This is a genomic window from Chelativorans petroleitrophicus (genome assembly GCF_025398195.1).
In the GTDB taxonomy this organism is placed as follows: domain Bacteria; phylum Pseudomonadota; class Alphaproteobacteria; order Rhizobiales; family Rhizobiaceae; genus Chelativorans; species Chelativorans petroleitrophicus.
This window is the reverse complement of the sequence record NZ_JAODNV010000017.1, coordinates 87,296-107,775: the sequence shown is the minus strand read 5'-3', so window position 1 is coordinate 107,775 and position 20,480 is coordinate 87,296. Positions and strand designations below refer to the sequence as shown.

The following is a 20,480-nucleotide window of genomic DNA, read 5'->3' as shown; positions in this document are numbered from 1 at the left end:
ACCGGCGACGCCCGCACTCAACCTTCGGCGGCAGGACACCCGACGAGGTCTATGCTACGACCGAAATGATGGAGAAATTGGCGGCGTAAAAACCAACCCGATCCACCTTAGCCAAGCCGCCAAACTGTCTCATCAGGCGGGACCACCTCAAGGCGCTGGTCTCGACACTGGAGGAGAAAGGCATTCCGTCCGTGGTGCAGAGGACGTTGATCCGCCCGCCATCCTCGCGCATGGGGCCGATCAGCGATTCGGAGCGGCAGGCCGCGATCCAGCGAAGCCTGGTCACGGGGCAATACGACAAGGCGGTGGACCGGGAATCGGCCTTCGAGATATTGCAGAAACGTGCCGCCGAAGCCGCGCAGGCCGTGCCGGAGCAGGATGCGGAGGAGAAGGGTACAGGGTGGACCCTGCCCGATTTCGGAAATGGCAGCCGCCGCGGAAGCGGCAGATCTACCGGCCGCAGCTCCTATCAGCGCCAGAGCGTCACGGAGGCTGCAATCAAGTCGATCGTGCGTTCGGTGGGCAGCACGCTCGGCCGCGAGATCATTCGCGGAATATTGGGAAGCTTAAGGAGAAGGTGAGGGTGACGTCGGGCCCGGGAACGCCTTCTCGATATGCTTTAAGGTATGGGCGCTGTTTCGGAGGCAGGTGCGGGCAACGCCGCACACCGCCTGAGTTACTGGTTTTCCGCAATTCCGGACGGAAAACCGGTATGGAATTGCGCTAGACTACGCGCAGGCCGCTGGTAACCAGCACCGGCGTGTCTATGGGCACCCGATCATAAAGATCGATGACGTCCTGATTGATCATCCGCACGCAACCGGAGGACACGGACCTGCCGATCGTCCACCATTCGGGCGAGCCGTGGATGCGGTAGAGCGTGTCCTTGCCGTTCTCATAAAGATATAGCGCGCGCGCGCCGAGCGGATTCATGATGCCCGGCTCCATGCCGCCCCGCCATTCGCCTGAAACCTTGTCGTATTCCGGGCGATATTTCTCAAGCTCGGGTTGGCGCTCGATCATCTCTTCCGGGGGGAACCATTTGGGCCACTTCGCCTTGCGCGCAACGACCGCCCGCCCGGACCATTCGAAGCCGGCTCGTCCAAGGCCGACACCGTAACGGAGGGCCCGGCCGCCTCCACCCACGAGATAGAGGAAGTGCTGTGACGTGTCGATCACGATGGTTCCGGGCGCCTCGCCGGTCGGATCCGGTACTTCCTGGCGCAGAAATCGCGGATCTATCTTGTTGATAGGCACGAGCGGGACTTCATACCCTTCATCGATGAGCGGGCCGTACATGATGTCCACGGGGGTCGCGGTTGAGACCAGCATGGGTACCGGCCTCGGCACGCTGACGCAGCCGGAAAGGGAGGCTGCACCGGCGAGGGCGGCTGTTACGAAAGTGCGGCGGGACAGATGAGAGGAGGGAGGATTGTCAATAGCGGGCATCGAAACTCTTCATCTAGCAGTGATTGGCGAAATCTAACAGTGATTGGCGAACCGGCGGAAGCTCCGAGCGGAACTGGTGCGCATGGTATGTATCATCACCTCGTCAAATTTATCTTTGCCCCGCAACCGGCAAGGTGGAGAACGTGTGCGGCGCGAGATTGTTGCGGCATATGGCATTTCTGCAACGTTTTGCCTGCTCACACCTTCGTCACGACGGCGTGAACGGTAATGCGCCAGAGCCAGGCGAGTGGCCAGCTTAATCATATGGGTGCACGAGCGAGGCGTTATTTTGCAAGCTCGATGAAGATCGATGGGCGTGATGATGCCCAAGGTTGTACTTGACGCGGGCCGCCGGGGTTTTGGAACATGCGAAGGAGCCCGCCTGACATGCCGTCCGGCAGCGGACGGAAAAGACCAATCAAGGAGCGCACGAGATCATGGCCGCACTACCTGAGGCGCAATCCACCACCTGGACATTCCTCGACGGGCAATGGCACGAGGGCAATGTGGCGATCGCCGGCCCGCGGACCCATGCGATGTGGCTGGGCTCCTCGGTCTTCGACGGCGCACGCTGGTTCGAGGGCGTTGCGCCCGACCTCGACCGCCATGCCGAGCGGGTGAACGCGTCGGCGCGCGCGATGGGGCTCAAAGCATTCGTGCCCGCCGAGGAGATCGTCTCCCTCACCTGGGAGGGGCTGAAGAAATTCGACGGGCGAACCGCCGTCTACATCCGGCCTATGTACTGGGCCGAGCACGGCGGCTATATGAGCGTGCCGGCCGATCCTTCCTCGACGCGCTTTTGCCTGTGCCTCTACGAGGCGCCGATGATCTCGCCGGAAGGCTTTTCGGTGGGTGTTTCGCGCTTCCGCCGCCCGACCATTGAAACGATGCCGACCAATGCCAAGGCGGGCTGCCTCTACCCCAACAACGCCCGGGCCATTCTGGAGGCCAAGGCGCGCGGCTTCGACAATGCCTTGGTGCTCGATATGCTGGGCAATGTGGCCGAGACGGGTACGTCCAACATCTTCATGGTGAAGGACGGGCAGGTTTTCACGCCTGCTCCGAACGGCACCTTTCTTTCAGGCATCACGCGCGCACGGGTGATAAGCCTGCTCGAAGAAGCAGGTATACCGGTGATCGAGAAGAGCCTCAGCGTTCAGAATTTCCTGGATGCAGACGAGATCTTCTCGACGGGCAACCATTCCAAGGTGGTCCCGGTCACCCGCATCGAGGATCGCCTGCTGCAGCCCGGCCCCGTGGCCAAAAAGGCGCGCGCGCTTTATTGGGAGTGGGCGCATTCGTAAGCGCGCTGCGCGATCGATCCGATCGGGCGGTGGCTCGCCCGCATTGCCAAAGATGAAATCCCGCCTTATCTGCGAGGCGTAGATCGTCAACCAGTGCTACGAGGGAGACCACCATGGCCTTTGAACTGCCGGACCTGCCCTATGACTATGAGGCTCTGCAGCCTTACATGTCGCGGGAGACGCTGGAATTTCATCACGACAAGCACCACAAGGCCTATGTGGACACCGGCAACAAGCTGGCGGCCGAGGCCGGGATGGACAATTTGCCGCTCGAAGAGGTGGTCAAGCAGTCCTACGGGAAGAACCAGGCCCTCTTCAACAATGCCGGTCAGCATTTCAACCACATCCATTTCTGGAAGTGGATGAAGAAGGGCGGCGGCGGAAAGAGCCTGCCGGGGGCGCTGCAGCAAGCCTTCGACAGCGATCTTGGCGGTTACGACAAGTTTCGCGCTGACTTCATCAATGCCGGCGTGACGCAGTTCGGTTCCGGCTGGGCGTGGGTCGCGTTCAAGGACGGCAAGCTTGAGATCATGAAGACGCCGAACGGCGAGAATCCGCTGGTGCATGGCGGCACGCCGATCCTTGGGGTCGATGTGTGGGAGCACTCCTACTACATCGACTATCGCAACGCGCGGCCGAAATATCTGGAAGCCTTCGTCGACAACCTCATCAACTGGGACTACGTCCTGGAGTGCTACGAGAAGGCACGCGGCTGACACAGATTCACCGCGAACAGTGCGTTGCGGAGACCCGGCCACTTGGCCGGGTTTTCCGTATCCGGAGCCACGGCGCTGAGCTAAGGCGGCAAAATTCCTCACGAAAGCGTGATTCCGGAAGCATTGGATTTTAAATTCGCCGCGGCGAATGGCTCGCTATGGTGGCACGGGGACATCATGGAGAAGTGCCACATGAAGAAAATAGCAATCTCCTTCTCATTTCTCCTCTTTTCTGCTGCAGCGGTTACGGCGGCCGATGATCCGATTGCGGTGCGACAGGCGCTTATGCAGGCCAACGCTGCTTCGGCCGGTGCCGCTAGCGCCATGTTGAAGGGTGAAATGGATTACAATCCCGTTGTGGCCAAAGCGGCGATCGCGACCTTCCATTCAACTGCTGAGGCCATGGGCGATTTCTTCCCCGAAGGCTCTAACGTGGGTGAGACCAGGGCCGCTCCGGCCATCTGGGAAAACCCGGACGCTTTCCGGGAAACCCTCGCTAAATTCAGGACCGACGCGGCTGCGGCCGTGGAGGCCTCGGGACGCGACGGGCCGGCCGATCTTGAGGCTTTCCGCCTGGCGGTCATGCCGGTGCTTTCCAACTGCAGCGCATGCCACGAAAACTTCCGCCTTGAGGATGACTGATCGTTCTTCATGAGACGGGCTTTGCTCTGGCTCGCCACCGCAGTGGCGGCGGCGGGCGTTGTGCTGTGGTGGGCAACTGGGCCGCAGCCTCTCGAAGAAGATGATCTATCCGGGTTGCAGCCGGGTGATGCCGCGCGCAGCGAACGCATCTTCGTTGCCGGAGGATGCGCCTCCTGCCATGCGCGGCCCGACGCGGACGGAGAGGCAGCGCTGGAGCTTGCAGGAGGGCGTGCTCTGAAGACGGCCTTCGGCACCTTTGTGGCACCCAACATCTCGCCGCATCCCGAAGACGGGATTGGCGACTGGAGCGAACTAGATTTCGCCAACGCCATGCTGCGGGGTATCTCGCCCGAGGGCGAGCATTATTATCCGGCTTTTCCTTACACGTCCTATGCGCGGATGGAACCCCAGGATGTTGCCGATCTCTTCGCCTATCTCAGGACATTGCCGCCCGTGGAAGGGCGTCCGGAAGGGCACAGCCTTTCCTTTCCCTTCACGCTGCGCCGCGGCATCGGCCTGTGGAAGCTTCTCTATCTGGATCCCGAGCCTGTGGTGGCGCTGGGTGAGGATGCTTTACCGGAGGTGCTGCGCGGGCGCTATCTGGTGGAAGGACCGGGCCACTGCGGCGAATGCCATACCCCGCGCGACTGGCTTGGCGGCCCAGATCTCGATCGCTGGCTGGCGGGCGGGCCGGCGCCTGAGGGAAATGGCACCGTGCCGAACATCACGCCGAGTTCGGAGGGCATCGGATCGTGGTCGGAGGGCGATATCGCCTATTTTCTGGAAAGCGGCTTCACGCCGGACTTCGATTCAGTCGGCGGCGCCATGGTGGCGGTTCAGAAGAATATGGCCCACCTGCCAGCGGAAGACCGGGAGGCGATTGCGGCGTATTTGAAGGTGGTGGAGGAGGTGGAGTAGCGGGTGGAAATAGCGAACAGGGATTGGTGAACGGTGAATAGAAATTAGATATTGAAAGTACAAGGAAGAAATTACACTCACTACTCACTACTCACTACTCACTATCCCTACCGCCTTCACCATAAAGGCATAGCTGAGCGCGATCTCTTCGAGACGCGAAAACCGGCCCGAAGCGCCGCCGTGGCCAGCTTCAAGATTTGTCTTGAGCATGATCGGGTTTTCGCCCGTGTTGAACTCGCGCAGGCGAGCCACCCATTTTGCAGGCTCCCAGTAGGTTACGCGAGGGTCGGTGAGCCCCGCGAGCGCCAGGATGACGGGATAGGGCTGCGGGCGTATGTTGTCATACGGGGAATAGGCGGCGATCGTCTCGTAATCTTCCTTGCTTGCGATCGGATTTCCCCATTCGGGCCACTCGGGCGGGGTGAGCGGTAGCGTGTCGTCCAGCATCGTGTTGAGCACGTCCACGAAGGGAACCGCCGCCACGATCGCGCGGAAATCCTGCGGTGCCATATTTGCGACAGCCCCCATGAGAAGACCGCCCGCGGACCCTCCTTCGGCGACCAGGCGATCAGGGCTGGTATAACCCAGAGCCACCAGATGGCGGGCGCAGGCGATGAAATCGGTGAAGGTGTTGGTCTTCTTCTCGCGCTTGCCGTCATCATACCAGGCCCGGCCCTTGTCCTTGCCGCCGCGGATATGGGCGATGGCATAGATGAAGCCGCGATCGACGAGAGAAAGCGGGTTCGTGCGGAAAGCGGCCGGAATGGTGATGCCATAGGCGCCATAGCCGTAGAGCAGGCAGGGGGCCGAGCCGTCGAGCGCGAGATCGCGGCGGTGGACGAGGGAGATCGGCACCAGTTCGCCATCGGGCGCCGGCGCCATCAGGCGGCGCGTGACATAGTCCTGCGGATCGTGCCCGGACGGCACCTCCTGCGTCTTCAGCAGGACGCGCTCGCGCGTGCGCATGTTGTAGTCGAATATCTGCGCCGGCGTGGTCATGGAGGAATAGGAGAAGCGGCATACATCCGTGTCGTACTCGCTGGCGCCGATCAGGCCGAGCGAGTAGGCTTCTTCCTCAAAGGCGATCATGTGTTCCTCGCCGCTCTTGCGCTCGCGCACCACGATGCGCGGCAAGGCATCCTTGAGTTCGAGGCGCACGAGGAAGTCCTTGAAGGCGACGATCGACAGGATCAGCCGGCCCGGCTCATGCGGCACGAGGTCGCGCCAGTTGGTGCGCGAAGGATCGCTCACAGGCGCCGTCATGATCTTGAAGTCTCTAGCGCCGTCGGCGTTCGTCAGGATAAAGAACACGTCGCCGCCGGGCTCCAGAGAGTATTGCAGGCCGGTTTCGCGCGCGGCGATCAGGCGAGGCTCGGCGCTGGCATCGTTCGCCGGCAGAATGCGGTATTCGCTTGTCTCGTGGTCGTGGATCGAGATGAAGATCCAGTCGTCGAGCCGGCTGCCAAAGACACTCACGAAAAAGCCGGGATCGGTCTCCTCGTAGATCAGGCGATCCTGCGCCTGCTCATCGCCGATCGCGTGGAAAAAGACTTTCGAGGGGCGGTGATTTTCATTGAGCCGGACGTAGTAGAAGCCGCTGCTGTGGGCATTGAATGGGCCGCAGCCGCCCGCGTTCTCGATACGGTCGTCAAGATCGCACTTGTCGGAAAGCCGACGCACGCGCAGCGTATAGAACTCCGATCCCTTGTCGTCATAGCCCCAGAGCAGAAGGCGGTGATCGGGCGAATTCGCGGGATCGGTCAGGTGGAAGTAGGACTTGCCCTCGGCCTCCACATCGCCGTCGAGCAGCACCTCTTCCTCGCCCCCTTCACGCGGCGTGCGGAAAAAGCGCGGGTGCTCGCCGCCCTCGCGATAGGCCGTGCCGTAGGCGTAGGGGCCGTCCTTCATTGGGACGGAGGAATCGTCCTCCTTGATGCGCCCCCTCATTTCAGCGAACAGCGTGCGCTGAAGCTCCTTGGTGTCGGCCATGAGCGCCTCCTGATAGGCGTTCTCAGCCTCCAGATGGGCGCGGATGTCGGCCGCGAGCCGGGCGGGGTCCTTCAGTACTTCCTGCCAGTTTTCGGCCCTGAGCCAGGCATAGTCGTCAACACGAGTAATGCCGTGATGGGTGATTTCGACCGGGCGTTTTTCAGCTTTGGGTGGAGTGACGGCAGGAAAGGCGTGTGAAGGCATGAAAACAGCTTTCGGAAATGTCGGTCGGCGAATCTTCGAGCGCGAATGAAGCGCGTCCACTCCGCTCGATCAAGGCCGGAGGCCGGTGAGAATGGACCGGTCAGCGTTCGTCGAATTTCAACGCATGTCCGTTCATGCAGTAGCGCAGGCCCGTCGGCTCCGGTCCGTCGTTGAAGACGTGACCCAGATGCGCGTCGCAATCGGCACAACGCACTTCTGTCCGCGTCATAAGCAGGGACTTGTCCTCATGAAGCGTCACCGCATCCTTGTCCACCGGAGCATAGAAGCTCGGCCAGCCGGTGCCGGAATCGTATTTCGTTTCTGACGAGAAGAGGGGTCGCCCGCAGGCAACGCACCGGTAAAGACCTTCACGTTTATTGTCCCAATAAGGGCCGGTGAAGGCGCGTTCCGTGCCGTGTTCGCGCGTCACATGGTACTGTTCCGGCGTGAGGATCCGGCGCCATTCCTCGTCTGTCTTCTGAACTTTCATTTGCCTGTCATGTGCCATGATCGTCCTTCCTGGAACATATCTGGTGTGTCCGGGCGCTGTTTGCAGTGTATCCGGCATGAAAATTAATGCATCCATTGATTTTGGGGACTGATTGCCCGGCACGTCTTGCCCCTTGGGATTTGAACGTCTATTCCACGGCCTCGGACGTGGGCGCCGATCTTGATGCCGGTGCCGTAAGGGGAAAATCGCAGCGGGGAACACCTATGGTGGCGGACGAGCAGTGGATGACTTTTCTCACGCTTGTCCTGCCGTTTCTCGCAGCCGCTGTCGCGCCCCTGTTGACGCGGGTATTGGGCCACAACGCCGCCTGGGTGCTGGCCGTTGTTCCCGCCTTTATCTTCCTCCACTTCACGGGCTTCCTGGGATCGGTCGCCAGCGGCGAGCCGATCGCCGGCGGCTATCCCTGGATCCCCAGCATTGGCGTTGAATTTTCCTGGTATCTTGACGGGCTTTCGCTCACCTTCGCACTGCTGATCTCGGGCATCGGCACGCTGATCATCCTTTACTCGGGAGGATATCTGAGAGGCCACCCGCATCAGGGGCGCTTTTTCTCGTTCATCCTCATGTTCATGGGCGCCATGCAGGGATTGGTGGTGGCCGATTCCTTCCTGATGCTTTTCGTATTCTGGGAACTGACGTCCATCGCCTCCTTCCTGCTGATCGGCTTCGATCACAGCCGCGAGGCGGCGCGCCGTGCCGCCCTTCAGGCTCTTATCGTGACGTGCGCAGGCGGGCTTTCGCTGCTTGCCGGGCTTCTTGTCATTGCCGCGGCGACGGGGACGAGTTCGCTTTCCTCTCTGCTTGCGGCCGGGGAAGGGCTGCGTGAGGCACCTGTCTATTTTGCAGCTCTGCTTCTGGTGCTGGGCGGCGCCTTCACCAAGTCGGCGCAGTTTCCGTTCCATTTCTGGCTGCCAAACGCGATGGAGGCGCCGACGCCGGTTTCCGCCTACCTGCATTCGGCCACCATGGTGAAAGCGGGCGTCTATCTCGTCATGCGCCTGAACCCGGTCATGGGCGAGACTTTCGCCTGGGAGACGATCCTGCCCGTCTTCGGAGGCACGACGCTGATCGCAGGCACGCTGCTTGCCCTGCGCCAGACCGATCTGAAGCTGATGCTCGCCTATACGACCGTCGCCTCGCTCGGCCTGCTGATCATGCTGACGGGCTTCGGCTCGGAGGTGGCGGTGGAGGCGGCGGTGCTCTATCTCGTCGCCCACTCCATGTTCAAGGGCGCACTGTTCATGGTCGCGGGCGCGATTGATCACGAAACGGGCACCCGCGACATCAGGAAGCTTGGCGGGATCGGCAAGGCCATGCCGATCACCTTTGCGGCAGCGGTGCTTGCGGCCTTTTCAATGGGTGGGCTGCCGCCCTTCTTCGGCTTTCTGGCGAAGGAGGAAATCTATGCGGGGCTGGCCGCAGGCAGCAGTTGGGGCGTGCTCCTGACGCTCACAGCCATTGCCGGCAACGCCTTGATGTTCGCGATAGGCTTTGCCGTGGGGCTGAAACCCTTTGCCGGAGCGCGGGGCGAGACGCCCAAGCACCCGCACGAAGGACCGGTTCTCTTGTGGCTGGGGCCCGCGGTTTTGGCTGCGAGCGGGCTTCTTGCCTCGCTTCTTTCCGGCCTCAGCCATCATTTCGTCTCCAGCCCGATGGCGAGCGCCGTCATTGGCGCGCCCGTGGAGGTTACGATCTCCTGGGTGCCCCATCTGGGAATGCCGCTTCTGCTTTCCGCACTCACTGTTGCGCTCGGCATCGCCTTCTATGCCACGCTTGAGCGCGGACGCGGGACGATGGCGGCGGTGCTTGCGGCGATCGGATGGGGGCCTGACAGGGGGTTCGACCAGCTTGTGCGCGGCACCATCCGCTGCTCCGCCGCTGTGACCAGAACCGTTCACAACGGCCGGCTCGACATCTACATGACAGTCACCTTCATCGTGCTGGCCATCTGCCTGCTGGTGCCGATGGTGAGCTACGGCGAACTGCCCTCCATGCCGGTGCTGGAGCAGCTTCGCATCTATGAGTGGGCGGTGCTTGCGATTGCGCTGATCGGCGTGGCCGCGGTGGTCTATGCGCGCGACCGGCTGACGGCGATTGCGTGCCTAGGTATCCAGGGATTTGCGGTGGCGCTTCTGTTCATGCTCCTGGGCGCGCCCGATCTTTCCTTCACGCAGTTCATGGTGGAGACGCTGTCGGTGGTCATCCTTGCTCTGGTCATGACGCGGCTGAGGCTGTATCCCGCCGATCACCGGCCGGCTTCGCAAAAGCTGCTCGATTTTTCGGTCTCCAGCCTTTGCGGACTGGGTTTCTTCCTGATTCTCCTGCGCGTCGTGCAGACGCCGTTCGATCCGTCACTCAGCACATTCTTTGCCGAAAATTCCCGCGTGATCGCGCATGGACGCAACATCGTGAATGTGATCATCGTCGATTTCCGCGGTCTCGACACGCTTGGCGAAATCTCCGTGGTGATGATCGCCGGGCTTGCCATTCTCGCGCTGGTGCGCGTCCGTGTGGGGAAGTCCAGAGAGAAGGCCATTCAGGAGGAAGCGCGGACGTAAGATGAGCACGCTGATTTTCCGGACGACCGCTCCGTACCTGACGAGCTTGATGATCCTGTTCTCGCTTTTCGTGCTTCTGCGCGGGCACAACGACCCGGGAGGCGGATTCATCGGCGGGCTGATCGCGGCCTCTGCCTTCGCCATTTACGGCATTGCCTGCGGGGTGCCGGCCGCGCGTCGGGCGCTCTATTTCCACCCGATGGCGATTTCCGGCTTCGGGCTGCTGCTTGCGGGACTGTCCGGCGTGGTGTCGCTGTTTCTTGAGGTGCCGTTCCTGACGGGCATCTGGACGAGCATCAATGTGCTGGGCATTTCGGTCGATATTTCGACAGTGCTGGGGTTCGACACCGGGGTCTATCTCGTCGTCGTGGGTTCCATCACTTCGATCGCGCTGGCGCTAGAGGAAAGGGGGCATCCGTAATGGAACCCGTTCTTGCCGCCGTGATCGGCCTCTTCTACGCCGTTTCCATCTATCTGATGCTCTCGAAGCACATCATCCGCATTCTGCTCGGCGTTGCCATCTTCTCCAATGCGGTGAACCTGACGATCTTCACGGCCGGGCGCATCGTCCGCGAGGTGCCGCCCATCATTCCGGAAGGCCTCGAGGTGCTCGACAAGGTCGCGGCCAATCCGCTGCCGCAGGCGCTGATCCTGACGGCGATCGTGATTTCCTTTTCCTTTTTCGCCTTTTTGCTCGTGCTTGCCTTTCGCGCCTATCAAGATCTTGATACTGACGACACGGACGGCATGCGGCTTGCCGAGCCCAAGGGCGAGGACCTTCCACCGCTGGGGTACTAATGGCACAGAACGCCGCAGAAGCCGCTGATCTCGCACACGCGCTCGTGCTTGCGCCCACCTCCGCCGCCGACTGGGTGGTGGTGGCGCCGGTTGCCATTCCCATCGTGGCCGGTGCACTGCTCATGATGCTGCGGCACGAGACGCGATGGCATGCGGGTCTGGCGATCGGGGCACTTCTCGCCACGTTCCTTAGCAATGTGCTGCTGCTGCATCGGGTGCTGACGGATGGACCGCTGGTCATGACGATGGGGCGGTGGCTGCCACCCTTCGGCATCTCCTTTGCCGCAGATGTGTTGGGAGCATCGCTTGCGCTGGTGGCGACGCTGGTGGCGCTGGTGGGCGCAGTCTATGCGATCGCAGATATCGGCACGGTCGGGCGGCGCTACGGCTTCTATCCATTCCTGATGCTGATGATGGCGGGAGTGGGCGGCGCGTTTCTTACCGGCGACATCTTCAATCTCTACGTCTGGTTCGAAGTCTTCCTGATTTCCTCCTTCGGGCTTCTGGTGCTTGGCTCGGAGCATCCGCAGCTCGACGGCACGACGAAATACGCGATACTCAATCTGATCGGCACCACGCTGTTTCTGATTACGGTTTCGCTGCTCTATGGCGCGTTCGGCACGCTCAATATGGCCGACATTGCGCGCAAGGCCGGGAATTTCCGGGAGACGGCGCCGCTCACGACGCTGGCAGCGCTATTCCTGCTTGCCTTCGGAATGAAGGCGGCGGCTTTTCCCGTGAATTTCTGGCTGCCCGCCTCTTATCATACGCCGCGGATCGTGACGGCGGCGCTGTTCGGTGGCGTTCTGACCAAGGTGGGCGTCTATGCGCTTCTGCGCACGCTGGTGATGCTGTTCCCCCTCGAGCGCGATATGCTTTCATGCCTGATTGCCTGGGGCGCTGCAGCCACCATGATCATCGGCATCATGGGCGCGCTTGCTCAGACTGACATCAGGCGCGTGCTCGGTTTCGTGGTCATTTCCGGCGTCGGCGTCATGCTTGCCGGACTGGCGCTGGGCACGGCGGAAGGATTGTCCGGAACCATATTCTACGCCTTCCACTCCATGATTGTGATGACGGCGCTCTACCTGCTGGCGGGCGTGATGAACGGGCTTGCCGGCGACTATTCGCTGCGTTCGCTTTCCGGGTTCTATGCGAGCCATCCGCTTGTCGCGGCATTCGCGCTTCTGTTGATGCTTGCGGCGGCCGGGTTGCCGCCAGCTTCCGGGCTTTGGCCGAAAGTGCTGCTGGTGCGCGCAGCGATCGACACGGGCTGGCCGTGGCTTGCCTTCGCAATTCTTGCGACGGGCCTGCTTACCACGCTGGCGCTTGGCCGGATGTTCCTTCTTGCCATATGGCGCATGCCTTCCGGGCCGGCGCCGGTGTCGGCCATCTCGCCGCGGTTGGGCTATATCGCGCTCGGCGTCCTCGCGCTGCCTGTCCTGCTGATTGGACTTTATCCCGAACCGGTGATCGCGGTGGCGGAGCGGGCCGCTGCCGGTATCCTGGATTCATCGACCTATATCGGCTCAGTCTTTCCGGAGGGGGCGGTGCAATGAAGGCCAATCTCTACCTAACGAATATCCTTCTTGCGCTGGTCTGGGCGCTGGTCACCGGTTCCTTCTCCTTCGTCAATATCGTCTTCGGCTTCGTGCTCGGGGCCGCTGCTCTTCATCTCATCCGCGAACAGGTAGGCTCGCTCGGCTATTTCGAGAGGGGGCGGAAGCTCTTCTCTCTGGCGGTTCTGTTCATCCGCGAGCTTGCGCTTTCGGCCTGGCGCGTGGCGAGACTTGTGCTGTCGCCGCGCATGGAGCTGAAGCCCGGCATCTTCGCCTATCCACTCACCGTGGATCGAAATTTCGAGATCACGCTTCTGGCCAATATGATCACGCTGACCCCCGGCACCCTAACGGTCGACGTGTCGGATGACCGCAAGTTTCTCTATGTCCATGCCATCGACTGCTCGGACCCGGACGGGCTGCGGCGGGATATCGCAATGGGTTTTGAACGAAAGATCATGGAGGCATTCCGGTAATGACGGGGGAAGGCTTCCTTGCTTTCGCAGGCGTTGCAGCGCTCGGCATCCTAAGTCTTTCACTGCTTCTGGCGACGATCCGCGTGGTGCTCGGCCCGACCCTGACGGACCGGGTGGTGGGTCTTGACATGCTGGTGATGGTGGCCATGGGGATCATGGCGGTGATCGGTATCCGCACCGGCTTCACACTCTATCTCGATATTGCGATCGCCCTCGGTTTGGTTGGTTTCCTCGCCACCGTGGCCTTCGCACGCTTCGTGATGAGCCGGCGTTACGAGGCGGAATTCGTCTCAAGGGACGAGCGCGGAATCTACCGGGAGAAGCACAATGACTGAGCTTCTACAGAATCTTCTCGTTGGCTCAATGATGCTGCTTGGCGCTTTCTTTGCTTTGACTGCGGCTATCGGCGTGCTGCGCCTGCCGGAGCTCTATACGCGCATGCACGCCGCCTCCAAGGCCGGCGTGGTCGGCTCGGGCCTGCTTCTGCTTGCGCTTGCGCTGTTCCAGCATGACCTCTCGACGGTGACACGCGCCGTCGCGGCCATCGTTTTCCTGCTGCTGACCGCACCGATTTCGGCTCATCTTCTGGCCAAAGCCGCTTACGGCACCGGATATCGCCTGTGGAGCGGGTCGGTTCTTGATGAAATGGGCAAGGAGCGCACGCGGAAAGGAGATGGGCAGGCCGGCTCTTCCCGTTGAGGCGCTGGGCACTGAAGGCCTTTCAGCGAAGGCCGAAGCTTCGACGGCGGGCAGAATCCGATTTTGCGCTAATGAAGTAAGTATAATTGATATATTGAATATCAAATGAGAAAAAATTGGGTTGACGAGGTGTATCAAAGTGTGAATATCCACGCCAGTGTCATCGATCTCTCGCATAACATAAGAAAAAACTTCGATGAGCGGAGCGGTACGGTATGTACCGATGTTACGAAAGGGTCCTCTCGGACGTTTGGGGCAAGATATGCAAATGGATGAACAAGAAACAAAGAACAACGGAATGCTTGTCGAACTGACGGCAGATGTTGTTGCAGCCTATGTGAGCAACAATCCTGTTCCGGTGTCGGAGCTTTCTAATCTGATCGCCGATGTACATTCTGCTCTTGGACGCGTCACACGCTCCGAGGAGCAGGCTCCGGTCGAAAAGCAGAAGCCGGCCGTGAATCCGAAACGCTCGGTGCATGACGACTACATCATCTGTCTCGAAGATGGAAAGAAGTTCAAGTCGCTGAAGCGTCACATTATGACGCATTATGGGCTGACGCCGGAGCAGTATCGCGAGAAGTGGGGTCTTCCCGCCGACTATCCGATGGTCGCGCCGAACTATGCGGCGGCGCGATCCGAACTTGCCAAGAAAATGGGTCTTGGCCGGAAAAGTAAGGGCACAGGCAAAGGCAAAGGCAAATAGACATTTGTTGCCTTTCTGAGAGCCGCTATCCTGGAAACAGGATCTGCGTCTATATCCTTCCTGTGTTTCACGAAAACACAGAAAGGATCCGGTTATTGTTTGCGCAATTCCGGACGGAAAACCGGTATCCCCTTTTCCTGGAATTGCGCTAAGACCCTACCAGGGGCCACCACACAGGCGAGCGACAGCAAGCTCTTGTATGGTGCTGGGCTCGGCCCCGCCTTTGGCGAGGCCTTCACCGTTTTCAGGCCCCGTTGGCTTCACACGTTTTCCCAGAGAGACAGGTCCATGCTGCGAATGGGATAACGGTCTTTTGGCGTGGTGACATGTTGCATCTGTGCCTCTGTTGCGCCGCGTCTATCCAGCCTTCAACCGATCATAGGCCTGTTTCAGGGCAATGTGACGGTTGAGGTCGTAGCTCCAGTGCCGGCGCACGCCCTTGAGGCGTTCACGCTCGATCAGCCGGCCGAGGCGGGTAAGGATGATCGCGCGCTCCTTTCCAGAGGTCTTCAGAGCGTCGTTCAAGTCTATTCCGGACATGAGAAAGAAGGCGGCCGATTGCCGCGCTTCCACGACACGCCGTGCCTTCGCCTGGCGGAATGCCCTAGCTTCCTTTTCGATCTCCATCTGCCCATCTCCGTTCTTGCTCGGGGCAGTTTGGAGGCTTCGGGTGCGCCGGGGATAAGTCTGTTGTATGAATCGGAAAATTATTATTTAGAAACAATAACTTGATCGATCATAGCCGATTTCTAGTTCTCTTTTTGTTCACGGTCCGGATGGCGCGCGCTATAAGGACTATATTCCTGTTGGCAGAAGGAATATGTCCCCGTGCGATCGAACGCTGCAATCCGACACCAAAATGACGGAGATGGGCTGGCGACGGCCTCGCCGGCGCCCTTCACGCGCAAACTCAGCCCGGTGAGCGACGAAAGGATTACGGATATCTGCGAGTGCGTAATGGATCTGGTGGCCGCGCTGTTCAACGTGAGGGGGCGCGACCTGCGCCGGCCGGGACGGTGTACCGTCGGGGTTGCGCGTGTGCGGCAGATCGGAATGTATGTGGCCCATGTGGTGCTTCGCCTGAACATGACCGAGGTGGGCCGCGGCTTCGGGCGGGACCGGACAACCGTGCAGTATGCCTGCCAGCTGATCGAGGACATGCGGGACGATCCTGACTTCGATCGTATCGTGAGTGTAACCGAGCAGGTCGTTGCGGCCGCTTTCCGGCATACGGAGGTGCTGCGGTGAAGCGATCCGAGATCAACATCACCTCCCGGCGCATCGAAAGGGAGACGGTCCGCGTGGCCCGCTTTCTTTCGACGGCGGGCACGGCAACCGTCCGCGCGGCGGCGAAGGACGGCATCGTTCTTCTTGACGGCGGCGAACGGGGAACGATTTCGGTAGCGCCGGCCACTCTCGCTGTGCTTGTGCGCAAGAACATCATCCGACAGGTGAACGGGCGGCTCGTGCTGTCGGCCGAAGGCGTTGCGCTGGCAAGGCGCGCCGAGGCGCCGCAGGATCCATTCCGGGCGCAGCTCATGGATCTGGGCAGTGTGACCGTTTCCACTGACGGAGGCGCAGAGAGGGTCGAGGCAAACCTTTCCGAGTCGCCCCTTGCACAGCTCGCGCGCCGGCGCGGGCGGGACGGCAAGCCGTTTCTTTCGGAGAATGAAGTGCGCGCGGGCGAAAGGCTGCGAGAGGACTTTACGAGGGGGCGGATCATGCCGCGGCTCGGCGTCAACTGGAGCACACCGGTGGCAGGCGGGCGCCGGGGAAGCGGGGAGAATGGGATCGCCGATCTTACGGATGCCGCGCTTGCCGCGCGCCAGCGCGTCAACCGGGCGCTGGAGGCCGTTGGCCCGGAACTCGCTGGGGTGCTGGTGGATGTGTGCTGTTTCCTCAAAGGGCTGGAGCGCGTTGAGAGCGAACGTGGCTGGCCGGTCCGCTCAGCCAAGGTGGTGTTGAAGACCGCTCTTGCGGCACTCAGCCGCCATTACGAGCCGCAGCAGCCTGCCCGCCGCCGCTCGATTCTGCATTGGGGTGCGGACGGTTTTCGCCCGAGCCTACGGTGAAAGTAAGGCTGGAGCCCTATACCGTCAGGCGACCGCGCCGAGCGCGGCGGTCGCCTCGTCCTTGATACGGCGGACCATGGCGCGCAGCCCGTTTGCACGCTGGGGGGTGAGATGCTCGTCTAGACCCAGCGCCCGCAGCGTCTCCTCCGCGTCGATCGAGAGGATTTCACTGGCCCGCTTGCCGCTGAACAGCGCCATCATGATCGCCACCAGTCCCCGCACTATATGAGCGTCTGAATCGCCGCGAAAGGTGATGACCGGATCGGGGCCGTCTCCCACTTCCGTGTAGAGCCAGACCTGGCTGACGCAGCCGCGCACCTTGTGGGCTTCGTCCCGCGCCGACTCGGGGTAATCCGGCAGGTCGCCGCCAAGCTCGATGATGTAGCGGTAGCGCTCCTCCCAGTCGTCCAGGAAGGCGAAGTCCTCGCGGATGTTTTCTATGCTGGCCATCATGCCACCGCATATAGTGGCAATGGTCGCGAGCGTCACGGAGAAATGTCCGAACCCGCTTTCTTTCCCTGACCTGCCGGGATCGGTGCATCGGGGACGGGATGGCGAGACCCTTGATCGGCGGGCGCCGGAGCCGAGTGGAGAATTTCCGCTGCGTGTGCCGCCAAGGTGGCGAACATGGCTTTCGCGGTAACGCAGACGTCGGGACGCCGGTCGCAGATTCCGGCAATATCGCGCATCGCCTCGCTTGCGGCGGAAAAAAGCTGAAGCGAACCCACCGGCTCCGCCGGAACCGGTTTGCTCGCTGATTCTGCCGGAGCCGGCCCGTCCTTTTCGAAAGGGATGATCAGAAACAAAAGCCCGAGGCCGAAGGCAAGACGGATGAGAAACCGCATGTCAATGACGCTCCCTGCACCGGCGGTGCCGCAGAGGCAGAGAATGCGCTCAAATGCGTAAAAATGCTGACAATGGCGGTCCCAGCGGGATTTAATCAAATGCAGGGCTGAATCATAACCTTCGGGAAGCCTCTAACTTCCTGATTGGATGACGAATCTGCGTTTGCCGCCGAGCGGTGGTGTTGCGGGCGCAGGCGGCTGGCGCAGAAAAAGGCGATTCTTTGTTAACCATGCGCGCAATCGCCGGCGACGGAATTGGGCCATGCGCCAATTTTTTGCCGCCTGCGGCGGCTTGGGCGTACCTGCGTTTATCCTTTCCTTAAATGGTGAATGCGAGTTTGGCCAAACGACAGCCCCCTCAAGCGGATTCGGCAGAGCGCATCGAGTTGAGTACACGAGCGACCCCCTCTAAAGACTGGGTGCAGGATATTGAGGCTGCTTGCGAGCGGCTGCTCCATCCTTCCGTGACGGCGGGAGAGGAGCGGGCGCGGCAACGCCGCCTGCTGCAGGTGCTGCTGGCTGGTCCTGTGCTTGCCGCGCTGGTCACCGCGCAACTGGGAATGCAGGCGACGGGCACGGGCACCGCCTTTGCGGCGGTCGCCATCGTGTTTGGCATCAGCCTTGTGCTGCCGTTCGGGCTCATCGCGACGGCGGCTCGACGCATCGTCGAGCCCGCAGCGCTCGTCATCGCCGCGATGGCGACGGCAGTTATGATAGCCGCTGCCGGTGGGCTCGCCTCGCCCCTGGCGGCGAGCGCCGCCGCGATTGCGATCGAAGCTGGGTGGGTCGCGCGGACGCGCCGCGCCATCGGTGTTGGCGTGGCGGTGTCTGGCGCGGCCGTGGCAGCCAGCGCAGAGCTGAATGGCTTGATTCTGCCTGAAGCAGCGCCTTCTGCCTGGCACTGGATCATGCCGCTCATCTATGCCGCCACCGTTCTCGCCCGTATGCCACTGATGAGGCTGGGCAGGGCGAAAGAGGTGGCGGCCGAAGCTGCACCGTCCCTTGAAGACATGCCGGCTACGGCCGTGCTGCATCTGCAGGATTCGGGAGAGGTGAGCCACGCATCGGAGAAGGTCGAGGAATTGCTCGGCGTGGCGCCGGAAATGGTTCTGGGCTCTGGTCTGTTCGACCGCATCCACGTAGCGGATCGTGTGGCATGGCTGACCGCGCTGAGTGATCTGCGCGGCGGCGAGACGGCGCGCTCGCTGCGCCTGCGCATCCGGGTGCCTGCGCCGGCCGGACTGCCTTCCGAGGCGCTTTATCGGAATTTTGCATGCGACGTGATTGCGCGCGCAAAAGGGGCGGGCTTCGCGGCGATCCTCCGCGATGATGCCGCAAGGCGGGAACTGGAAGAGGCGCTGGCGATCGCGCGGAAGCAGGCGGAAGAGACGGCAATCGCCAGGGACCATCTTCTCGCTTCCGTGGGCCACGAGCTGCGCACGCCGCTCAATGCCATTGTCGGCTTTTCCGACGTGCTGGCGAACGGGATGTTCGGCGACTTCGCGCATGCCAAGCAGCGCGAGTATGTGGAGCTGATCCATCAGGCGGGCAGCCATTTGCTTGCGGTCGTGAATGCGATCCTAGATGTGTCGAAACTGCAGTCGGGCGCCTATAGCCTCAACGCCGAGCCGTTCCGCCTGGACGACGCCGTGCGCATGTGCATCGCGGTCACGGCCGGACAGGTGCAGGCAAAGACGGTGGAGGTGAAGGCCGATATTGCCGAAGACGTAGGTACGGTCCATTGTGATCGGCGGGCGCTGCAGCAGGTGCTGATCAATCTTCTGTCGAACGCGATGAAGTTCACGCCCTCGGGCGAGGTTAAGGTGACGGCGCGTCGCGACGGCAAACGGCTAGAGATGACCGTGAGCGATACCGGCATCGGCATGTCGGCTGACGACCTGCAGCGAGTAGGCCAGCCTTTTACAAGGGTGGATAACGACTACACGCGGCAATATGAAGGGACGGGGCTGGGGCTGTCGCTGGTGAAGGGCTTGGTGCGCCTGCAAGGCGGCAGCCTGAGCATTGAAAGCACGCCCGGTGCAGGAACCCGGGTCCATATATCCCTGCCGGCCGACGGCGCGGACGGAGAGGGCGAGGAAGAGAAGGCAGGCGCCGCCGGTTGGGAAACGAACCGGAAGTGTGAGTGGAATTATGACGCGTTACGCAAGACGGCCTAAGCGGGGCGGCCGCTGGAGCTGGGTGGCGAGGGGACTTTCGGGTGTTGGCGCCGCAGTGGCGCGCAACCCTGCCGCGGTGGGCGGCACCACGGCCTTTCTCGTTTCGCTGGCCTTCGTCTCTGCCAACGCGCTCTTCTATCAGCCGCAGATGCATCCGAATGCTTTCGTCTCCACCCGCAGCCCGGCGGTTCCCGCGGTGGAGACTGAAACGGAAGCGGAGCCTCCTCTTCCAACGGTCGCGCCACGGCGGGAAGTTCGCGAAGTCGCACCGAGCAAGGAGGAGATGGCTGCCGCCGCCGTCGGCCCTATGTCGGAATCGACCGGTTCGGTTCCGGAGCCGTCGGGTGACAAAACCGTTCGCGCCGTTCAGACCGTGCTCAGCGAGCTGGGTCTCTACCGTGGTGAGATAGACGGAATGGACGGGCCGCAGACGCGTGCGGCGATCGAGACCTATCGGCGTATCGTTGGCCTCGAGGAGGGGGCAAACATCGACGCGGCACTGCTGCGCCAGCTCGGTCTGGAGGGAGCGAAGCCTTCCGGGGCCACGCCTGCGCCCGCGCCGCGGCCCGCGAAGCAAGCCAACGATGCGGAGATCAAGACCGCCTCGCTCGGCGGCTCCGGAAATGAGACGGTGCGGCGCGTTCAGGAGGGCTTGAAGGCGTTCGGCAACGATGACATCGAGGTTGACGGCATCATGGGCGCCCGCACCCGCCGGGCCATCACCGAGTTCCAGTCGCTGTTCGGGCTGCCGGTGACCGGCGAGCCGGACAAGACACTGCTCTCCAAGATGCAGGAGATCGGCCTGATCAACTGATGCTGCCGGACTTTCCGGCGACCCCGTGCGGATAAGGGATGAC

Annotated in this window: 22 protein-coding genes and 1 pseudogene; 17 read left to right on the top strand and 6 right to left on the bottom strand. The window is 61.7% G+C overall.

Going from position 1 to position 20,480, the window contains the following annotated elements; translation table 11 throughout:
• Positions 1-149: 149 nt before the first annotated feature.
• Positions 150-581: pseudogene (locus tag NYR54_RS15445) on the top strand (helicase HerA-like domain-containing protein); the annotation flags it as partial.
• A 142-nt stretch (positions 582-723) separates the two neighbouring features.
• On the opposite strand, the gene NYR54_RS15440 reads toward NYR54_RS15445, so the two are convergent.
• Positions 724-1,449, bottom strand: coding sequence for a L,D-transpeptidase (locus NYR54_RS15440; protein WP_261516592.1), 726 nt, complete (start codon positions 1,447-1,449; stop codon positions 724-726).
• Positions 1,450-1,886: 437 nt separating this feature from the next.
• Here NYR54_RS15440 and NYR54_RS15435 point away from each other — a divergent pair, with 437 nt between their 5' ends.
• The 4 genes from NYR54_RS15435 to NYR54_RS15420 all read left to right on the top strand — a co-directional run bounded on the left by NYR54_RS15435 (position 1,887) and on the right by NYR54_RS15420 (position 5,029).
• Positions 1,887-2,753 carry a branched-chain amino acid aminotransferase gene (locus NYR54_RS15435; protein ID WP_261516591.1) on the top strand — a complete coding sequence of 289 codons (867 nt, stop codon included), beginning with the start codon at positions 1,887-1,889 and terminating at the stop codon, positions 2,751-2,753.
• A gap of 113 nt (positions 2,754-2,866) precedes the next feature.
• The gene (locus NYR54_RS15430) at positions 2,867-3,469 is read left to right on the top strand and encodes a superoxide dismutase (protein ID WP_261516590.1); all 603 of its coding nucleotides are present in this window, start codon (positions 2,867-2,869) and stop codon (positions 3,467-3,469) included.
• Positions 3,470-3,661: 192 nt separating this feature from the next.
• The gene (locus tag NYR54_RS15425; protein ID WP_261516589.1) at positions 3,662-4,111 is read left to right on the top strand and encodes a c-type cytochrome; all 450 of its coding nucleotides are present in this window, start codon (positions 3,662-3,664) and stop codon (positions 4,109-4,111) included.
• 9 nt (positions 4,112-4,120) lie between these two features.
• Complete coding sequence (locus NYR54_RS15420; protein WP_261516588.1) at positions 4,121-5,029, top strand: cytochrome c; 909 nt, start codon at positions 4,121-4,123, stop codon at positions 5,027-5,029.
• 87 nt (positions 5,030-5,116) lie between these two features.
• Here the strand turns inward: NYR54_RS15420 and NYR54_RS15415 are convergent, their stop codons facing one another.
• On the bottom strand, positions 5,117-7,222 hold the full coding sequence (locus NYR54_RS15415; RefSeq protein ID WP_261516587.1) for a S9 family peptidase: 2,106 nt from the start codon (positions 7,220-7,222) through the stop codon (positions 5,117-5,119).
• 100 nt (positions 7,223-7,322) lie between these two features.
• Positions 7,323-7,730, bottom strand: coding sequence for a peptide-methionine (R)-S-oxide reductase MsrB (msrB, locus tag NYR54_RS15410; RefSeq protein WP_261516601.1), 408 nt, complete (start codon positions 7,728-7,730; stop codon positions 7,323-7,325).
• A gap of 206 nt (positions 7,731-7,936) precedes the next feature.
• Between msrB and NYR54_RS15405 the strand changes: the two genes are divergently transcribed.
• The 8 genes from NYR54_RS15405 (at position 7,937) to NYR54_RS15370 (ending at position 14,529) form a co-directional block, all read left to right on the top strand.
• The gene (locus NYR54_RS15405) at positions 7,937-10,291 is read left to right on the top strand and encodes a putative monovalent cation/H+ antiporter subunit A (RefSeq protein ID WP_261516586.1); all 2,355 of its coding nucleotides are present in this window, start codon (positions 7,937-7,939) and stop codon (positions 10,289-10,291) included.
• Position 10,292: 1 nt separating this feature from the next.
• Positions 10,293-10,712, top strand: coding sequence for a Na+/H+ antiporter subunit B (locus NYR54_RS15400; protein WP_261516585.1), 420 nt, complete (start codon positions 10,293-10,295; stop codon positions 10,710-10,712).
• A complete protein-coding gene (locus NYR54_RS15395) occupies positions 10,712-11,089 on the top strand; it encodes a Na+/H+ antiporter subunit C (RefSeq protein WP_261516584.1) in 378 nt (125 codons plus the stop codon). The genes NYR54_RS15400 and NYR54_RS15395 overlap by 1 nt, the downstream gene beginning before the upstream one ends.
• Entirely contained in the window at positions 11,089-12,648 is a 1,560-nt protein-coding gene (locus tag NYR54_RS15390) for a Na+/H+ antiporter subunit D (protein WP_261516583.1), read from the top strand. The genes NYR54_RS15395 and NYR54_RS15390 overlap by 1 nt, the downstream gene beginning before the upstream one ends.
• The gene (locus NYR54_RS15385) at positions 12,645-13,124 is read left to right on the top strand and encodes a Na+/H+ antiporter subunit E (protein ID WP_261516582.1); all 480 of its coding nucleotides are present in this window, start codon (positions 12,645-12,647) and stop codon (positions 13,122-13,124) included. Before NYR54_RS15390 ends, NYR54_RS15385 begins: the two co-directional genes overlap by 4 nt.
• Positions 13,124-13,459: a cation:proton antiporter gene (locus NYR54_RS15380; RefSeq protein ID WP_261516581.1), complete on the top strand. Its 336-nt coding sequence runs from the start codon at positions 13,124-13,126 to the stop codon at positions 13,457-13,459. The genes NYR54_RS15385 and NYR54_RS15380 overlap by 1 nt, the downstream gene beginning before the upstream one ends.
• Positions 13,452-13,823, top strand: coding sequence for a monovalent cation/H(+) antiporter subunit G (mnhG, locus tag NYR54_RS15375; protein WP_261516580.1), 372 nt, complete (start codon positions 13,452-13,454; stop codon positions 13,821-13,823). The genes NYR54_RS15380 and mnhG overlap by 8 nt, the downstream gene beginning before the upstream one ends.
• A 268-nt stretch (positions 13,824-14,091) precedes the next feature.
• A complete protein-coding gene (locus NYR54_RS15370) occupies positions 14,092-14,529 on the top strand; it encodes a Ros/MucR family transcriptional regulator (protein ID WP_261516579.1) in 438 nt (145 codons plus the stop codon).
• A 357-nt stretch (positions 14,530-14,886) separates the two neighbouring features.
• On the opposite strand, the gene NYR54_RS15365 is transcribed toward NYR54_RS15370, so the two are convergent.
• Positions 14,887-15,156, bottom strand: coding sequence for a cytoplasmic protein (locus tag NYR54_RS15365; protein ID WP_261516578.1), 270 nt, complete (start codon positions 15,154-15,156; stop codon positions 14,887-14,889).
• A 330-nt stretch (positions 15,157-15,486) separates the two neighbouring features.
• Here NYR54_RS15365 and NYR54_RS15360 point away from each other — a divergent pair, with 330 nt between their 5' ends.
• Together NYR54_RS15360 and NYR54_RS15355 are read left to right on the top strand one after the other, a co-directional pair.
• On the top strand, positions 15,487-15,777 hold the full coding sequence (locus NYR54_RS15360) for a helix-turn-helix domain-containing protein (protein ID WP_261516577.1): 291 nt from the start codon (positions 15,487-15,489) through the stop codon (positions 15,775-15,777).
• The gene (locus NYR54_RS15355) at positions 15,774-16,601 is read left to right on the top strand and encodes a DUF6456 domain-containing protein (protein WP_261516576.1); all 828 of its coding nucleotides are present in this window, start codon (positions 15,774-15,776) and stop codon (positions 16,599-16,601) included. Before NYR54_RS15360 ends, NYR54_RS15355 begins: the two co-directional genes overlap by 4 nt.
• Before the next feature lie 24 nt (positions 16,602-16,625).
• Here the strand turns inward: NYR54_RS15355 and NYR54_RS15350 are convergent, their stop codons facing one another.
• Both NYR54_RS15350 and NYR54_RS15345 read right to left on the bottom strand, forming a co-directional pair.
• Entirely contained in the window at positions 16,626-17,054 is a 429-nt protein-coding gene (locus NYR54_RS15350; RefSeq protein ID WP_261516600.1) for a SufE family protein, read from the bottom strand.
• 32 nt (positions 17,055-17,086) lie between these two features.
• A complete protein-coding gene (locus tag NYR54_RS15345; protein ID WP_261516575.1) occupies positions 17,087-17,446 on the bottom strand; it encodes a DUF5330 domain-containing protein in 360 nt (119 codons plus the stop codon).
• 386 nt (positions 17,447-17,832) lie between these two features.
• Here NYR54_RS15345 and NYR54_RS15340 point away from each other — a divergent pair, with 386 nt between their 5' ends.
• Positions 17,833-19,623: a PAS domain-containing sensor histidine kinase gene (locus NYR54_RS15340; protein ID WP_261516574.1), complete on the top strand. Its 1,791-nt coding sequence runs from the start codon at positions 17,833-17,835 to the stop codon at positions 19,621-19,623.
• On the top strand, positions 19,598-20,437 hold the full coding sequence (locus NYR54_RS15335; RefSeq protein ID WP_261516573.1) for a peptidoglycan-binding domain-containing protein: 840 nt from the start codon (positions 19,598-19,600) through the stop codon (positions 20,435-20,437). The genes NYR54_RS15340 and NYR54_RS15335 overlap by 26 nt, the downstream gene beginning before the upstream one ends.
• The last annotated feature ends 43 nt before the right edge of the window (positions 20,438-20,480 follow it).

Bases quoted from the DNA above. Each gene is read 5' to 3' on its own strand.
- NYR54_RS15370 (WP_261516579.1), top strand. From the start codon at position 14,092: ATGGATGAACAAGAAACAAAGAACAACGGAATGCTTGTCGAACTGACG.
- NYR54_RS15380 (WP_261516581.1), top strand. From the start codon at position 13,124: ATGACGGGGGAAGGCTTCCTTGCTTTCGCAGGCGTTGCAGCGCTCGGC.
- NYR54_RS15385 (WP_261516582.1), top strand. From the start codon at position 12,645: ATGAAGGCCAATCTCTACCTAACGAATATCCTTCTTGCGCTGGTCTGG.
- NYR54_RS15430 (WP_261516590.1), top strand. From the start codon at position 2,867: ATGGCCTTTGAACTGCCGGACCTGCCCTATGACTATGAGGCTCTGCAG.
- msrB (WP_261516601.1), bottom strand. From the start codon at position 7,730: ATGGCACATGACAGGCAAATGAAAGTTCAGAAGACAGACGAGGAATGG.
- NYR54_RS15335 (WP_261516573.1), top strand. From the start codon at position 19,598: ATGACGCGTTACGCAAGACGGCCTAAGCGGGGCGGCCGCTGGAGCTGG.
- NYR54_RS15390 (WP_261516583.1), top strand. From the start codon at position 11,089: ATGGCACAGAACGCCGCAGAAGCCGCTGATCTCGCACACGCGCTCGTG.
- NYR54_RS15350 (WP_261516600.1), bottom strand. From the start codon at position 17,054: ATGATGGCCAGCATAGAAAACATCCGCGAGGACTTCGCCTTCCTGGAC.
- mnhG (WP_261516580.1), top strand. From the start codon at position 13,452: ATGACTGAGCTTCTACAGAATCTTCTCGTTGGCTCAATGATGCTGCTT.
- NYR54_RS15435 (WP_261516591.1), top strand. From the start codon at position 1,887: ATGGCCGCACTACCTGAGGCGCAATCCACCACCTGGACATTCCTCGAC.
- NYR54_RS15345 (WP_261516575.1), bottom strand. From the start codon at position 17,446: ATGCGGTTTCTCATCCGTCTTGCCTTCGGCCTCGGGCTTTTGTTTCTG.
- NYR54_RS15425 (WP_261516589.1), top strand. From the start codon at position 3,662: ATGAAGAAAATAGCAATCTCCTTCTCATTTCTCCTCTTTTCTGCTGCA.
- NYR54_RS15400 (WP_261516585.1), top strand. From the start codon at position 10,293: ATGAGCACGCTGATTTTCCGGACGACCGCTCCGTACCTGACGAGCTTG.
- NYR54_RS15415 (WP_261516587.1), bottom strand. From the start codon at position 7,222: ATGCCTTCACACGCCTTTCCTGCCGTCACTCCACCCAAAGCTGAAAAA.
- NYR54_RS15440 (WP_261516592.1), bottom strand. From the start codon at position 1,449: ATGCCCGCTATTGACAATCCTCCCTCCTCTCATCTGTCCCGCCGCACT.
- NYR54_RS15360 (WP_261516577.1), top strand. From the start codon at position 15,487: ATGGATCTGGTGGCCGCGCTGTTCAACGTGAGGGGGCGCGACCTGCGC.
- NYR54_RS15405 (WP_261516586.1), top strand. From the start codon at position 7,937: ATGGTGGCGGACGAGCAGTGGATGACTTTTCTCACGCTTGTCCTGCCG.
- NYR54_RS15365 (WP_261516578.1), bottom strand. From the start codon at position 15,156: ATGGAGATCGAAAAGGAAGCTAGGGCATTCCGCCAGGCGAAGGCACGG.
- NYR54_RS15420 (WP_261516588.1), top strand. From the start codon at position 4,121: ATGAGACGGGCTTTGCTCTGGCTCGCCACCGCAGTGGCGGCGGCGGGC.
- NYR54_RS15395 (WP_261516584.1), top strand. From the start codon at position 10,712: ATGGAACCCGTTCTTGCCGCCGTGATCGGCCTCTTCTACGCCGTTTCC.